Raw genomic sequence first — 15,609 nt, 5'->3', positions numbered from 1 at the left:
AGTACGCTCTACAGCGGACCGATCACCTTGACGAGCGCGAAGACGATTAAAGCCATCGCGGTGAAACCGGGGATGACAGACAGCTCGGTGCTGAGCGAGAGCTACACGATTGCAGCGCAGCAGGTTGCAGCACCGACAGCAAATCCGGCCGGAGGCGAGGTAGCGTCCGGCACGGAGGTGACGCTTAGTAGCGCCACCAGCGGCGCAGTGATCTACTATACGACGGATGGCACAACGCCAATCATCGGCAGTACGCTCTACAGCGGAGCGATCACCCTGACGAGCGCGAAGACGATTAAGGCCATCGCGGTGAAACCGGGGATGACGGACAGCTCCGTGCTGAGCGAGAGCTACACGATTGCAGCGCAGCAGGTTGCAGCGCCGACAGCAAATCCAGCCGGAGGCGAGGTAGCGTCCGGCACGGAGGTGACGCTGAGCAGCGCAACTAGCAGCGCAGTGATCTACTATACGACGGATGGCACAACGCCAACCATCGGCAGTACGCTCTACAGCGGACCGATCACCTTGACGAGCGCGAAGACGATTAAAGCCATCGCGGTGAAACCGGGGATGACGGATAGCTCCGTGCTGAGCGAGAGCTACACGATTTCAACAGCCAATAACAGTTCAATCAGTCCGAAGACTGCAAGCTTCGACAAGAATACGGGCAAACAGGCGGATGTTGTAATAACGATGATGCTGAATGATAATAATCTCACCAGCATCTCAAACGGTGTGGCATATCTTGCCGCAGGAAGTGATTACACCGTGTCAGGCAACACAGTAACGCTCCAGAAGGATTACTTGGCTACGCTGGCAGAAGGCACGACGAGCTTAACGTTCAACTTTACAGCGGGCGCAGTGCAGACACTTGTTATTACAGTAACCGATACGTCGGTGCCTATCCCGGGAGTGCCTTTCCTGCAATCCGCTTTTGCCGGTAATGGCGAGATCAACCTGATCTGGAGTCCGGTTACGGGTTCAACAGGGTACAAGATATTCCAGAGACTTTCTTCCTCTGAATACGGCAATGAAATAGCTACAGTCAGCAGTTCGGTATACAGCTATAGGGCGACAGGATTGAATAATGGAACAGTCTATTATTTTGTGGTCAAAGCGGCCAATGAAGCAGGGGATAGCGCGGCTTCGAACGAATTGAACGCAACGCCAAAAACGGTTCCGGGCGCGCCGACGGATATAACCGCAGTAGCCGGAAATGGACAAGCGGTGGTAAGCTTTACGGCCCCGGCAGAGACCGGAGGCAGTGCAATTACCGGTTATGAGGTTACGGCTTCGCCAGGCAACATTGTGGGGATTGGAACAACAGGTCCCATTACAATTACAGGACTGACAAACGGCACAGCTTATACTTTTACGGTAAAAGCGATTAACGGTGCAGGCAGCAGTGCCTCATCCGCTCTATCGAACGAAGTTACGCCAATCGCGCCATCCGCGCCATCTGGTGGAGGAGGGAATGAGACCCCGCCTGTAAGCACGACTCCAGTGACAAACGACGGTGTTGATGTTTTTGTTAATGGCAAGGTGGAAAGAGCAGGAACAGCAACAACCTCCACCGTGAACGGGCAGAGTGTTACAACTGTCGTAGTTGATCAGAAGAAGCTGGAAGAAAGACTGGTAGCCGAAGGCCAAAGAGCTCTGATAACGATTCCGGTGATCAGCAGTTCTAATATTGTCATAGGCGAGTTAAGCGGCCAAATAATCAAGAGTATGGAACAAAAGCAGGCGGTGCTTGAGTTTAAAAGCGGAAATGCCACTTACACGCTTCCTGCGGCGCAAATTAACATTGAGTCTATTTCAACACAGCTTGGAGCGTCAGTTGCCCTTGAAGATATCAAAATTCAAATTGAGATCGCTAAGCCGACAGCGGATACGCTGAGAATAGTGGAGAATTCGGCGGCTGCAGGGGAGTTTACGCTTGCTGCTCCACCACTTGATTTTGTAATCCGGGCTCAATACGGGGATACCACGGTTGAAATAACGAAGTTTAACGCTTATGTAGAGCGGATGATTGCTCTTCCGGATGGTGTGGACCCGAACAGAATTACAACCGGGATTGTGGTTGAGCCGGACGGATCGGTGAGACATGTGCCGACAAAAGTGGCTAAGATTGATCAACAATATTTTGCCATCGTCAATAGCTTGACCAACAGCACCTACTCGATTATCTGGCATCCGCTGGAATTCAAGGATATGGACGGTCATTGGGCAAAAGATATCGTCAACAACATGGGCTCACGCATGATTATTGACGGCGTTGGGAACGGAACGTTTAATCCTGCTGCAGAGATTACACGGGCCGAATTCGCCGCAATCGTTGTACGGGGGTTAGGTCTGAAACTGGAGAACGGTACGGGTGCTTTCTCGGATGTGAAGGCTTCGGATTGGTATAGCAGTTCAGTGCAGACAGCGTATGCGTACAAACTAATTAACGGGTTTGAAGACGGCAACTTCCGTCCGCTGGACAAGATCACCCGTGAACAAGCAATGACAATGATTGCAAAAGCAATGCAAATCACCGCGTTGAAAGATAAGCAACAGAATAAAGAGGCCTCTGAGCTGCTAAGTTCCTTTACGGATGCAGGCAGCGTTTCGAAATGGGCAGTGAGCAGTGCTGCAGATAGTGTTGCCGCCGGAATTGTTTCCGGTAGAACTTCTACACGATTAGACCCGCAGGCATCTATCACAAGAGCCGAAGTTGCCGCAATGATTCAGCGGTTGCTGCAGCGGGCGGATTTAATCTAGACAAGCGGGTAAAAGATTCCGAATTGCGCCACTTGGCTGCTGAGGCAGCCAAGTGGCGTCTTTTCTTGTGCCAAAAGTTGTTTCAGTACTTATGGTAATCCCTGTGCTTTATACTGTTTCACGTTGCTTGGCAGTGTATCTGCTGCTGCAACCTTTCTTTATTTCCCTCCGTCAATACTAGCAGTTAGTTCTTACTGGAACCCATACTACAGGAACGTTAGGGTCGATCAAGGAGATGACAAGATGATAACAACATTTAGATCAATAGCCGGCATCATTATATTGGCAGGGGTGATCGGGCTCACGGCTTGTGATTCTTCTGATCAACAGGCGGCGGCATCTGCATTGCCGACAACGGCGGCTGGTACGGGTGCACCGGCAACCTCACAGCCGGCAGCGAGCGCTTCATCTGCTCCAACCGAGGAGCCGGCAGCGGCAGCTTCACCAAGCTCTGGAGCTGGAGGGTCTTCTGCTGTAGCTCTGCAGGATAGCAGCAAGCAGCTGGAAGAACTGCTCCAGCTTGCCAAGCAGGGCAAAGTGCCGGGTGTAGAATATGCTGCGCACAGCGGATTAATAGATGAGGTCGAAGCAGCATGGGGAGAGCCGGACACGAAGGATTCGGCGGGTAAAGGGATGTATTCAGTCTACAGCGACAAACATGTCGTATTTGGCTTCAATAAAGGCAGCCGGATCTTCGATGTCCGCTCAAGCGCTGCTGAGCTGCAGAAGTTGACTCTGAAGCAGATTGAGGAAGTACTCGGCAAGCCGGGCGGCACTGCGGTGAACGGCAGCGATAAGATCTACATATACCAAGCCGGCAAGGAATACCAGCTCAAATTCATTATTCCAGAGTCCTCCGGCACCGTGGATCATATCTCTGTATTTTCTGAACAGGATGCAGTTAACAATATGGCAGGATAATCAGCGGATAAGAGATACTGCTGCTGCAAACCGCAATAGGTAGAGTGGAAGGAAGAGCAAACCTGCAGGAAGTTGCGGGTTTGCTCTTTTTGCCTTTTTCCCGCTGGAGCTGGGTGAAGGCTGGCTGTTATAATAAAGTGATAGATTCATCCGTGGAAAAGAGGTTCAGCTATGCATCTGGAATTAAACGGGAGCGAATATAAAGTGTCGGCCGAAGGAATGACGATCGAGCTGCTGCCTAAGGAATTTGCACTCCTGCAGTTTTTATACCATAACAGGGGGCGGACCTTCAGCCGGGAGCAGCTTCTGGATAAAGTATGGCCGCTGGAGTATCCGGTGGAACGGACAGTGGATGATCATATCTACCGGCTGCGCAAAAAGCTCCGCGGACTTAAAGGTCTTGATATCAAGACGGTACGGGGCTTTGGTTATAGTCTGGCAGTGCCGGGTTTGGGCAGTGTGATGATTACACCGACCACGCATGATCCGGAGCTGCGCGATACGATGCGTGACGTGTTCGGCAAGTTTCATGTATACGGCCAGGGCAAATCGATGCTCACCCTCGCGCGTCAGCAGGACATCCTCGGCTATGAGCTGGACCCGCATTATTCCATGGTTATTCACTTTGTGCAAGGGGATTTGGAGTGGCTGCTGTATACGAAAGAGGTGCCTTTAAAGGACCGGCTTTTTTACCTGCTGCTGTTCTACTTTTTCTCCGGCGATCCCAAGCCGAAGCTGGCGTACTGTGAGCAGGTGATCCGGAAAAAACTGCTGCCTCCACCTGATCAGGTGGAATTGGAGATCCTCACAATTCTGGATTTGTTCACCTTAGCGGGGCAGCCGGAGAGGGCGCTGGAACGTCTGGAAAGGTCCTATCAAGTCATTGCTGAACCCGGTTATGAAAATTTCATTCCGGTTATGATGATTGTGGAGCTGTTTGTGCATCTGGTGGCGGGAACCGAAGATGCTGAGCTGGAACGGCTGGACGAGGCTATAGAGGGAGTATTGTTGGACAAGCCTTTTTTGCGGGAGATTGGCAGCTATAAAATAGTAAAAGGACTATGGCGTTTGCGCAACAAGCAGTGGCGTGAAGCAGAGAAACTGCTGGATGAAGGGCTGCAGGTGCTGGGAATGACCGGATTCGTTCCTCTGCCTCTTCATGCGTTGTACCGCATATATCACTTCTGCCGGATGTTCCCTCCTCCTCAAGCGTTGCAGCACAAATATGATAATCAATTTGCAGCCAAGCTTGAGGAATTGGGGTTCGACCGGCTTGCCCAGTCTTTGGAGGATGTGCTGAAGCAAATATTGAAAGCTCTCTGATAATTCTCTGACAATTCTCCGATACAGTAGGATCATGAATTACACAATTCTAAGATTCTAAATGTGACCTGGAGGAATGACAGATGGAGGCTTCAACTAAGCAGGGAACCAGCCTGCTGCATAACAAAGTATTCATGCGTGTATACAGCGCCTTCGCCACGGCAACCTTTGGCGATTGGTTCGATACACTGGCCATTCAAGTGCTTGTCGGCTACCGCTGGCAGGCCAGCCCGCTGATGCTGGCGCTGATTCCGGTAGCCATAGCACTGCCGAGCCTATTGCTCGGCTCCGTGGCCGGGGTGGCCGCCGACCGGATGAACAAGCTGAAGCTGATGCGGTTATGCGATCTGCTCACCGCGGTTCTGACCGTGCTGGTATTATTCGCTCCCGATATGGTCTGGCTGCTGCCTTTGCTGTCGCTGCGCGCAGCAGTTTCTACACTGAATGTGCCTGCACAGCAGTCTATGACCCGCAGTATTGTCAGGGAGGACCAGCTGCTTCAGGCGACCTCGCTTAACGGCATTGTAAATCAAGGCTCCAAAATTGCCGGCCCGCTGCTGGGCGGATTAGCCTTGTCAGTACTCACGCCGCAGTGGTGCATTTTACTGAATGCCATTTTTCGTGTCTGCTCCTACCTGCTGCTGCTTTCGGTAAGAAACATTTCTGCGGGAGAGGCAAATCCTGTTCCCGAGTCACCAGAGGAACGGGTTCCGCTTCGCACCATGTGGAAGGAAGGCTGGAGCTTTATGCTGCACAGCCGGGTGCTGCTGAATACGATGCTGTTCGGACTTACGGGGGCATTGGCGATCCAGATGATTGATTTTCAATTTACCAGCTTGTTCCGGATGATTTCGCCGGCCAATGAATCCCTGCTGGGCTGGATGGTTGCCGCTTCCGGTGTGGGGGCTGTGCTCATCATCCTCGTCATGAACAAGCTGAAGCTGGGAACGGGGTATGGCTGGAGACTTGGCACCGGTTATGTGCTGATCGGCGGCTCAGTTCTCGGCCTGGGACTGCTCCAGCCTGGAGCTTCTGTAATCTGGGTGCTGCTGCTGGGATTTGTACTGGGCATCGGGAACGGAATGTTTATTGTAGCCTTTAATTATAGCCTGCAGAAAGAAACGCCTCCACATATGACAGGCCGGGTATTCGGTATTCAGAGCACGATCCTCGGTGCCGTGATGATTGTTGCCCCGCTGCTGGGAGGTCTGCTGGTCGAACTTGCCGGTCCTGGTCAAATCTTCGTCAACTTCGGCATCATCCAAGCTGTTCTGGGTCTGACCGGTATAGTGTTGGGACGTGTGCTTTGGCCAGTTGCAAAGCGGGAGAGAGTAAGTTCTGTAGAACAGGTCAGCTAGTGTGCTGGACAGAAGTGTGCTGGATATTAGTATGCTGGATAGAAGTGTGCTGGATATTAGTGTGCTGGATATTAGTGTGCTGGACAGAGGTGTGCTGGACAGAGGTGTGTTGGATATTAGTGTGCTGGATATTAGTGTGCTGGACAGAGGTGTGCTGGACAGAAGTGTGCTGGACAGAAGTGTGCTGGACAGGAGTATGCTGGATATTAGTGTGCTGTATAGAAGTGTGCTCAATAGAAGTGGAAGTGGCTCTAAATGGCGTGACGGCGTAGTTAAGCTGGTTCAGCGGACGAATTGGGTAGTAGGGCAGCAGGGCCTGGAGTTATTTTAGTTGTGTTTTGGTAAGCTGGACCTCTCACGTTGCCTCATTTGCCGGGTGGCAGATTTATAGTTGTATTTCGTACAGCTAAAGTGACTCCCCAGGGCCTGATTTTACTTTTAATTGTATTTCGTACAGCTAAAATTAGCTGATTGCCCGAAATTCGGTGGATAGCCGACTTTTAGCTGTACAGAATACAATTAACTCTCCCATATGTGCAAATATCCTTGATATAACTGTACAAAGTACACTTAGGGCTTCCCATGTAGGGCTTGCCATGTAAGACTTCCATACTCAAATTAAACATCCAACAAGCCTGCGTGGCTCTTTGGTAGTTTTAGGTCAGCCAGAAACCATTGGTTGGTCTATTTTTCTTGTTGCAGGAGGACATGGAATCCTCCCGGAGAAATTGTTAGGAGAGCATATGCTTCAACCGCAGGCTTGTAGGCAGTTGCAGTTATTGAAGGAATTCAAAGCCGGCAATACAATTTCAGGAGGATTAATTGAAATGAGTACTTTCATTTACATGGTACGGCACGGAGAGTCTCCCAAAACCGGAGGAGATGAGAGAGAACGCGGGTTATCTCCCAAAGGTGAAGCAGATGCCCGTCGGGTGACGGCAAAATTACGGAGTGAAGGGATTCATGCATTTTACAGCAGTCCTTATGTCCGTGCGGTACAGACGATAGCACATTTAGCAGAAGAACTGGGCCAGGAGATTGTTCCCGATGAAGCGCTAAAAGAAAAAATCTGGATGGAAGGCAACCGCCCGTTGCCACAAGATGAATTATATCCAGCCTTAAGGAAGATGTATGCAGACGCGGATTTTGCCTTACCGGGCGGAGAGTCTAATAATGAATGCCAAGATCGGGCGGTCCAAGTCCTTAAGGATATCCTGCGGAAGCACCCGGGTGAAAACATAGTCATCGGCACCCATGGTCTGGTTATGGCCTTAATGATGGGGTATTTCTCCGATGACTATGGACTGGAATTTCTGATGCAGACTACGAAGCCGGATATTTACCGGATGGAATTCACCGGTGAGAAATTGTCAGGTGTAGAGAGAATCCCGCTGTAGGGCTAGCTCTGACTTGCCGGCAATTACACATCCTTCTTCCCCGGCGGCAGCGCGTCTCTATCTAGAAATCATAGAACCTCGCCGTATTCGCAGTCAGCATGGCCGCCGCCTGGGAGGCGGAATAACCATGCAGTGCCCCCCAGGCGGGTGCAACTTCACGAATCATGGCCGGATGGGTGGGCTTCCCGGCAAAAGGACCTTCGAAGGGCCAAGGTCCATCTGTTTCCGCCATTACCAGCTTCGGCGGGTAGCGGAGGGCGAGGTCGCGGATCTCCGGTTCATAGAGAATATCCGGAGTGAAGGAAATATGATATCCGCGTTCGATCATGCGGACAATAGCTTCTTCCGGTCCTTTGAACCAATGAAAGTGCGCGCGGGTAATGCCGTGCTTCTCCAGAAGATCGCAAGCGGTCAGAGCATCCTCGTATACGGCATGCAGTACAACGGGCTTGTTCAGGCGGGCAGCAAGGCCAAGCAGGGTATCCAGCAGCCTGATATACGGCTCCATCTCAAAGGCTTCGCCCCGCTCCAGCGCTTCTGCCCGTGTATAGTAGGGTAATCCGATTTCGCCTAAGGCAGTCATTTCACCGGCATGGCGTTCAATCCAGTCCAGCAGTGCGTAAAGCTCGGGTTCCTGTGGCAGCGGCTGCTCGGGGTGGAAGCCATAGGCCGGTTTTACCTGGACTGGATATAATGCGGCGATTTTCTGCGTGCGGATGCAGGAATCCAGGTTCATCGAGACTGCGATCAGCGATTCGATGTCGAGTCCCGGCAGCTCAAGCAACATGGACTCCAGCTCAGTGTCATTATATTGCTCTAGATGGATATGGGCATCTATCATTGGTTTCTTGAACCTCCTTCTGTTGTCTCCGGCAGACTCCTGATTTTGTTCAATTACCCCTGCTTAGGCTCCATGTTCGGCTTGATGGCAGCATCGGGCTCAAATTTGATTGAACCCAGTTCCATTCCCTTCCCGCCTGCCTTGTACTCCAGCATGAGTGTTCCTATACTTTCCTGCATTCCGACCATTACACTGGTCTCTGCCTTTAGTTTGCCGCCCTCCACTTGGTAATAGGTAACAGCGCCGATTCCTGCCTGCTTGCCGAAATAATCCAAACCGTTATCCGTTGCACGCCCGGGAAGCCGCAGTGTTAGCTTGGACGGTTCCGCTCCTTTGACCTCAAGGCGGATCAGCACATCCTTTTGATGGATGGCCAGACTGGAGGTAACGGCAGTGGCAGCTGCCTTATCTGCTGCTGGGAGAGTTAGCTCTTTCCACAGTTCAGGCTTTACGACATGGACCTCCTGCGCAACAATTCCGGTTCCGGTACCCCGCGTCAGAATGACGATTGCTTCCGGCTTCCCGTCGTTATCGACATCGGCATAGTGAAGCTCGGGCGGAGAGTTGTAGATTCTTGGAGCTGACCAATTGAAGGTTTGTTTCCGGCCATTCACTTCAAGTATGAATCCTTTATAAGTGTCGCCGTTCTTAAGTGCGGTATATAGCTTGATCTTGGAGTTGTTCGCTGCAACGGCAAGAGGTTCCTTGGGAACCCGAACCGTCGTGCTGACACTTCCGGGCACAATGGATACTGTATTCCCTGTGGTCTCAAGCTTACTTTCAGCTCCGGTAAGATCATACAATGTATCAGCGGGGATATAATTATGTCCGTCCTTTACGATGACAGGTCCTTCCTGCATTTCTTCATTACTGCCGTCTGTTTGTGTATAGGTGATTTGTATGGCTGAGCTGCCGGGTGTAAGGACTGTATTGGAGCTGATATCGCTAAGGGTCAGTTGTTTACGGACATTGTCCCAGATCAATTGGCAGGGATAATATTCGAGCAAGACTCTTACGGGTACATACAAGATTCCTCCGGAATGGAAGGGATGAAGAGGTGTGAGGGCAGGCTGTCCATCCACAGCAAGGAGTAAGGGGGAAGCGGCGTGAGCAGTATCTATAGGAGACGCAGCCGTACATCCTGCAATAAACAGGGCGATCGCGGCAGCGCCGAATAATTTTTTCATGGGTTAACCTCCAGAGTATAAAAGTTCCAGTCTATTTTATTATATATTAAAACGCCTGCTTTCAGATCACGATCTGTTAACAAAGCAACAACAAGGCTGTTACGAATGGGTCAGGTGCCAGCGGCCAACGTAGTGAAGGTACCCATAATCACAACCCGATCGACAGGAATTCACCGGCTGGAAGCGGAATATTGAAGAAATCTACGCCGGGAAGTGCGGCTTTACGGGGAAAGGCTTGACACATATTTTGCTTAAAATTAACATGGGATTATGAATGGAAATAATGTACTCGCGGTCATTGGCCGCATTCACCGGCGTGGCAATAAGTTCATCGAAAGGGAATTGAAAAAACACAATCTTCAAGGTATCGCCCCCTCGCATGGAGATATTCTATACCAGCTGTTTGTCCAGGAATACATAACGATGCATCAGTTATCTTGCTACATTGATAAGGACAAGTCTACAATTACAGCTTTGGTGGATAAACTGGTGCGCATGGAATACGTCCAGCGGGAACAGGATCAAAGAGATGGGAGGATCTTTCGATTGTCTCTTACGGCGAAAGGCCGGGAGCTTCAGCCGATATTTGAAGCCGTATCGGAGTCGCTGCTGGCAGCGGTCTATGAGGACTTCGCACAGGAAGAGAAGCAGCTGCTGCTCGGCTTATTAGAAAAAATTAAACTGTGAAGCATGGCTGGAACCGGACCGAGGCGGTACAAGAATAGTTACTCTTGTACCGCCTCGGTCTGTTTACGGTAATTCCGTTTCCGCCTCTGAAATTTATATTTGTCGACTTTTTACCGCCGCTTAACGGGAACTAAACCGCAAGCGGCGTTTTTTTATACGTTGATGCATTGTACAACTTCACCTATATTTTGACATAAACCCCTAGAATATTTACGGGAGGTAGTGCTAATGAACGAGTTAGAAGTCATCCAGAAACAGATTGAAGTGGAGCGGGCCAGACTAAATCAGATGGAACAGCAGTTTGGCCTGCTGCACCCGAGTGTAATTAAACAATCTATGTTATTGGATGAGTTGATCAATAAATATACTAAATTAGATAATAATGTATAATTAATAGTTGTTGGAAAAGAAACGGTCCGCTGGGAACTACACAGTGCCCGTTTCTTTTTTGTGAAAAATTCCTGTAAGCAGAACGATCAATCCGGCCAGGCAAAAAAGCGGAAGCAACAGCAGCAGCAGGGCAATCCCTGCAAATCCATCATGTGCAACAAAGTCCGCATAGAGCAAAGAAATCATCCATGATGCCAAGGGAGAGACAGGCACCATGAGGGTGATCCCCCAGATGATTAATTTTCTCTTTCTGGATTTCCCGCTGCTTACACGATACGCTGCTACTAGAACAGCTATTAACAGTAACGCTGCAAATACAATTACCATAATCTCAAATCCTCCATTTCAGAAAAACGATTATAAATTTGGTTAATTGTACCATGAAAGATTCGTTCGTAAAAATTTCCTAATCCTGTAATGAAACTGCGCGTACACACGTATTAGCTGGAGTAAATTACTTGGCCAAGTGAAATTTTGCAGGAAGGGAGAGCTTAAGGGATGCAAGAGCGCGCATTGTTACAGCCTTTTATTCTAGAAAGAATGCAGGAAAATACAGAGACAGACCAGCAGTTTACAACGATTTTTGAAACCTACTATAAGCGGATATATAACTATATAGCTTACAGGGTCAGCTGCCGTTATACGGCTGAGGATCTGACGAGCCTGGTATTTGAGAAAACGTTGTCTAAGCTGGACAGCTTTTCCGGTGAGAAAGCGCCCTTTGAGGTGTGGCTGTTTGCCATCGCCAGAAATGTTGTGAACGATTATTACAGAAGCCGGAAGAGAACCCGTCTGTTCTCACTGGATACAGTTATGGAACTGGTGTCCGGCAAAAAAGCCCCCGAGGATTTGCTGCTGGAGGAAGAACGAAATACGAGGCTGAATCATGCGCTGGACAAGCTGGCTGTCAAGGAGCGGAATGTCGTAGCGCTTAAATTCGGTGCCGGTTTGAAAAATAAAGAGATCGCTCTGCTCACAGGGATTTCCGAGAGTAATGTAGGCGTGATTCTCTACCGGAGTATGAGAAAACTCAAATCTGAAATAGGGAGTGTCGATGAACTGTGAAAAACAAGGATAGCGCGCAACGTTTTGCGAGGGATATGGATAACGGTGTTCACAAAGCAGGCTCTGGTGAATGGAAGGGATCCGGGGAATACCGTGAGCTGCTTGAGCTTGGACAAGTGTTGGCCGAACATGATTTCAGCCGCAATACGGATCAGCAGGCAGTTTGGTCCAAGGTTAGAAGCCGGACCGGCAAAGTGCAGGCCGGTTCCAGAAGGAGCCCTTCCCGCAGCTTCAAACGGCTGGTAATGATTGCGGCTTCGCTGCTTGTAGCATTTGCGGTAAGCGGAGCTGTGGTCAAGCCATCCTTTGCCCAGGAGGTTCTGAGCCGGGTGCTTCAGACGATTAATCTGGGACATATCATCGCGAATGAGATGGATCCGGACCAGATCCCTGAAATTCCTGAAGAGATGAAAGGCAAGATTTATGATAAGGACGGCCATCTGGTAGTCTCCTTTGCCCAGGAGATAGAGAGGGGGCAGGTCTTTACGGCGGACGGCGAGCCGATTGTGGATTTTGTAGACGGCAAACCTGTCACACAGCAGGAGCAGGATGTGCTGGATAAGGAAAAAGCCGCAGGTATTTTCAGCGTCAAGACACTTGCAGAGCTGAATAAATACGCTGCTTTTGAAGTGAAGCTGCCTGAATATTTACCTGAAGGGATTGCCTTTGACCACGGAGAGCTTTACACGGGAAAGGACGGGATCAGCAGCAAATATGTCGACTTGATCTTCACCAGTGAGAAGAAAGGCATAAAGTTCTGGATGCAGCAGTCTTATGCTGATCATGAAACGGCCTATGAGATGTCGACCGACGGCAAGATCGAGCAGGTGAAGGTGAACGGGATCGACGCAGTGTTAATGAATAACAAAAGCTTGGATTGGGAAGCAGACGGCGTATTATACAGCTTGAGCACCCAAGGTTTAGACCGCGAAGAAATCATGCAGATTGCTGAATCAATCCGCTGAGCAGCGGAACAGGGGATCTCCTTAACGGGGGATCTTTTTGTTTAAATATAGAATTTATATGCTTCTCGCTATAAATGGACTTAGCAATAAATGTCCGGTAGTCCGTTTGCAGGGTGATTATAATGAAGGTAATCGTTGCAACGAGGATGTGAACGGCTTGGGATATACGGAGTATATGCAGAAAGCAATTGATTACATTGAAGAGAATCTGCAAGGTCCGATTACGATTGAGGATTGTGCGCGTGTATCCGGATTCTCGAAATTTCATTTCCACAGGTTATTTAGTATTCATCTGGATGTCACCTTAATGGAGTATATCCGCAGGAGACGGCTTTGCCATGCGATGAATGAGCTGATTCGTGGAAGAAGGATTTTAGATATTGCCATGGATTACGGATATAGCTCCGAGCGTGCGTTCAGCAGGGCATTTCTGCAGGAGTTCGGCCAAGTTCCAAGCAGATGCCGGAGTGTTAACTACTCCCTCCCTCCCAAACCGTTGTTAGAGGAAAGCTTAAACCACAGTGCAGGAGGCATTCCAATGGATTATTTAAGTGAGGTCAGAATTGACAGTCTCCACACGATGAATACCGCCAGCGGCGTAAGAATCAGCAAGGATCCTGAGGCGGAGGTCATCACATTTATGAGTGAGTGGTCAGCGAAAACGGGAATCGGCGCCGGGACAAGAAGGTTTGGTTTTGATGTTCCTGTGTCTGAAGAGCAGCAGCAGGAAGGCCTGCGGGGGTATGAATATTGGGTTGTACTCAATCAGGTTGTTCCGGCACTGGCTGAAGGTATAACGTGTAAGCATGTGGAGGGCTGCAGGTACGCAATATTGCGGATTACGGAGCCCTTTGTTGATCCCTTTGAGCGTATACCCCTTGGCTGGAAGAAACTCGCGGTTTGGGTGAACAGCAGGGGATACCAAGCAGCCTGTGACAAAGAGCGTTACTGGCTGGAGGAAGTACTGGAGACCGGGGAATCTGTGGTGATGGATCTCTATTTTCCCATTGAGTAATCAGAAATGTTGAACGCAAAGTTTGGATACTTAGAGCCGCAAGCGTTCAACAGAAGTACCGGGAAAAACGTCCGCTAATATTTAGGTAATCAGCATTTTTTCGCAATGAACGGGAAAGCTGCCCGCTATTTCTGTGGATCCAGTCGTATGTGGAGTTTATGATGGAATTTATAGGGAGGAATTCCCTGTAAAATGCAATGAAGAGACTGTTCCCGCAATATTCCGGGCATATTCCCCTTTAATCCAAGAGTGTCGTCCAGTCAGCTGAGCCTCTGAAACTCAGAAGTTGAATACAGTAACCGAGGGAATGGAACACCGCCCCTTTTTTTGCAGCGGTACAGAGCTACTTCTTTCACAACCAAACTAATAAGATGAATTATTCAAAGGAGCCAATATGATTACGATTCAACTAGCCGAACCGCAGGACGCCAAGACCTTAGCCGAAATACAGAAGAAAACCTTCAACGAGGACGCCCGGCAGTTCCAAAATAAAGAAGAAGACGGGCCATCGGGATATGATTCCAGCGCCTGGCAGGCAGAGATGATGCAGAAGGGACATTATTACAAGCTGCTTGCCGATGATGCCATCATTGGCGGAATGATCGTCTTTCCTGCTCCCGGCGGAGAGGAATGTCATCTTGGCCGGATTTATCTGGATCCGGTTTACCAGAATAAAGGCTACGGCCAGGAGGCCTTCCGCTTCCTGTTTGACACTTATCCCTCAGCACAGAAATGGACATTAGACACGCCTTCTTGGGCAGTCAGAAATCAATATCTCTATCAGAAGCTGGGGTTCATCCGGATCGGAGAGATTCAGGATGGCTCAAGCGGAGAAACCATTATTGAGTATGAAAGATGAACCCCAGGATTCAGGATTTCACATACCTTAGGCAGATTCGGAGGCATCGGGGAGGGTGAAGTCTTTGCCGAGGAAGGCAGCTGCATTGGGCCGGAAATCCATGCGGCTGCTCATGATACTGGCCCTCCAGATCCGTTCGTATGCACAGCTCTGCCCACTTTCGATTTCGGGTCAACGTGCAGACTTCCGCTGTAGCGGATTTCCTGAATATCGCAACCGGGTCCAACCCGGATCTGCTCTCCGCACACTAGCTCGGCTGTGGTGTACTCCAGCTCAATGGCTCCCCCTTGAATCAAGCGGGCAGTCAATTTGCGGAACGGTCCCATCAGGCGCTTAAGCAGCAGAGAGGAGCGCCTGACTATCAGGGTTCCGTCCGTTCTGATCTGATCCGCAGTACAGGAAGAACCGAGCAGAACCGTAATGGATTCCTTCGCACTAAGGCTGTTCACCCGCACAGCGCCTTCCCCCAGAAAGGTCAGCGTATGGATTGCTTCCGATGCCGCGAAATATCCGGAGGAACGGATATGTTCGGCTTGCAGGCTATGTAAACGCAGGCTTCCGAAATTCTCTACCTTTGCAGTAAGACAGGCACCTGTTATAGAGCATTCTCCAGACACTTTCAGCCGTCCCGTCGTAACCCTGCCCAGCGCTTTCAAGTGACCGAATACATCTACGCAGGCAGAGGTGATATCCTCCCGGCGGATGAGAGACCCTCTTACTTTAAGCGGAGGATGATTCAACGCATCTGTTACTGAAGTGTGTTTGTCCAGATGTATCATGAGTAGAGCCCCCTTTGTCGAATTTACTTTAATGATTAAAATATATACATATAATAATA

16 protein-coding genes are annotated in these 15,609 nt (G+C 49.9%); 12 read left to right on the top strand and 4 right to left on the bottom strand.

From position 1 onward, the window contains the following. The 6 genes from AC3WT9_RS32975 to AC3WT9_RS32950 all read left to right on the top strand — a co-directional run. The coding region (locus AC3WT9_RS32975) for a chitobiase/beta-hexosaminidase C-terminal domain-containing protein (protein ID WP_492408800.1) at nt 1-2,763 on the top strand (2,763 nt) is incomplete at its 5' end. Between the two features lie 243 nt (nt 2,764-3,006). Further along, entirely contained in the window at nt 3,007-3,684 is a 678-nt protein-coding gene (locus AC3WT9_RS32970) for a YjgB family protein (protein ID WP_341377512.1), read from the top strand. Between the two features lie 171 nt (nt 3,685-3,855). Next, nucleotides 3,856-5,007 carry a winged helix-turn-helix domain-containing protein gene (locus AC3WT9_RS32965; protein ID WP_341090294.1) on the top strand — a complete coding sequence of 384 codons (1,152 nt, stop codon included), beginning with the start codon at nt 3,856-3,858 and terminating at the stop codon, nt 5,005-5,007. A gap of 83 nt (nt 5,008-5,090) precedes the next feature. Beyond that, nucleotides 5,091-6,365: an MFS transporter gene (locus tag AC3WT9_RS32960; protein WP_341090295.1), complete on the top strand. Its 1,275-nt coding sequence runs from the start codon at nt 5,091-5,093 to the stop codon at nt 6,363-6,365. Between the two features lies 1 nt (nt 6,366). Then, entirely contained in the window at nt 6,367-6,696 is a 330-nt protein-coding gene (locus AC3WT9_RS32955; RefSeq protein WP_492408797.1) for a hypothetical protein, read from the top strand. Between the two features lie 496 nt (nt 6,697-7,192). After that, nucleotides 7,193-7,762: a histidine phosphatase family protein gene (locus AC3WT9_RS32950; protein WP_341377514.1), complete on the top strand. Its 570-nt coding sequence runs from the start codon at nt 7,193-7,195 to the stop codon at nt 7,760-7,762. 61 nt (nt 7,763-7,823) lie between these two features. Here the strand turns inward: AC3WT9_RS32950 and AC3WT9_RS32945 are convergent, their stop codons facing one another. Beyond that, on the bottom strand, nt 7,824-8,603 hold the full coding sequence (locus tag AC3WT9_RS32945) for a TatD family hydrolase (protein WP_341377516.1): 780 nt from the start codon (nt 8,601-8,603) through the stop codon (nt 7,824-7,826). 53 nt (nt 8,604-8,656) lie between these two features. Next, complete coding sequence (locus AC3WT9_RS32940) at nt 8,657-9,790, bottom strand: stalk domain-containing protein (RefSeq protein WP_341377517.1); 1,134 nt, start codon at nt 9,788-9,790, stop codon at nt 8,657-8,659. A gap of 270 nt (nt 9,791-10,060) precedes the next feature. On the opposite strand from AC3WT9_RS32940, the gene AC3WT9_RS32935 reads away from it, so the two are divergent. Both AC3WT9_RS32935 and AC3WT9_RS32930 read left to right on the top strand, forming a co-directional pair. After that, nucleotides 10,061-10,477: a MarR family winged helix-turn-helix transcriptional regulator gene (locus tag AC3WT9_RS32935; protein WP_341377518.1), complete on the top strand. Its 417-nt coding sequence runs from the start codon at nt 10,061-10,063 to the stop codon at nt 10,475-10,477. Nucleotides 10,478-10,705: 228 nt separating this feature from the next. Beyond that, nucleotides 10,706-10,867 (top strand): Spo0E family sporulation regulatory protein-aspartic acid phosphatase, encoded by a 162-nt coding sequence (locus AC3WT9_RS32930; RefSeq protein WP_341377519.1) that lies wholly within the window; start codon nt 10,706-10,708, stop codon nt 10,865-10,867. Between the two features lie 36 nt (nt 10,868-10,903). Here the strand turns inward: AC3WT9_RS32930 and AC3WT9_RS32925 are convergent, their stop codons facing one another. Next, on the bottom strand, nt 10,904-11,194 hold the full coding sequence (locus tag AC3WT9_RS32925; protein ID WP_341377520.1) for a hypothetical protein: 291 nt from the start codon (nt 11,192-11,194) through the stop codon (nt 10,904-10,906). Nucleotides 11,195-11,365: 171 nt separating this feature from the next. Between AC3WT9_RS32925 and AC3WT9_RS32920 the strand changes: the two genes are divergently transcribed. The 4 genes from AC3WT9_RS32920 to AC3WT9_RS32905 all read left to right on the top strand — a co-directional run bounded on the left by AC3WT9_RS32920 (nt 11,366) and on the right by AC3WT9_RS32905 (nt 14,771). Beyond that, entirely contained in the window at nt 11,366-11,932 is a 567-nt protein-coding gene (locus AC3WT9_RS32920; protein WP_341090310.1) for a sigma-70 family RNA polymerase sigma factor, read from the top strand. Then, entirely contained in the window at nt 11,929-12,897 is a 969-nt protein-coding gene (locus AC3WT9_RS32915) for a DUF4367 domain-containing protein (RefSeq protein WP_341377523.1), read from the top strand. The genes AC3WT9_RS32920 and AC3WT9_RS32915 overlap by 4 nt, the downstream gene beginning before the upstream one ends. 37 nt (nt 12,898-12,934) lie before the next feature. Continuing rightward, nucleotides 12,935-13,912, top strand: coding sequence for a helix-turn-helix domain-containing protein (locus tag AC3WT9_RS32910; RefSeq protein WP_341377524.1), 978 nt, complete (start codon nt 12,935-12,937; stop codon nt 13,910-13,912). 394 nt (nt 13,913-14,306) lie between these two features. Beyond that, nucleotides 14,307-14,771 (top strand): GNAT family N-acetyltransferase, encoded by a 465-nt coding sequence (locus AC3WT9_RS32905; RefSeq protein ID WP_341377525.1) that lies wholly within the window; start codon nt 14,307-14,309, stop codon nt 14,769-14,771. Between the two features lie 110 nt (nt 14,772-14,881). Here AC3WT9_RS32905 and AC3WT9_RS32900 read toward each other — a convergent pair whose 3' ends face one another. Next, nucleotides 14,882-15,550, bottom strand: coding sequence for a hypothetical protein (locus tag AC3WT9_RS32900; RefSeq protein ID WP_341090316.1), 669 nt, complete (start codon nt 15,548-15,550; stop codon nt 14,882-14,884). Nucleotides 15,551-15,609: the final 59 nt, after the last annotated feature.

This window comes from Paenibacillus sp. EB106-06-01-XG199 (genome assembly GCF_058791575.1).
Note: the sequence above shows the minus strand (reverse complement) of the source record. Positions and strands in the feature narration are given on the sequence as shown.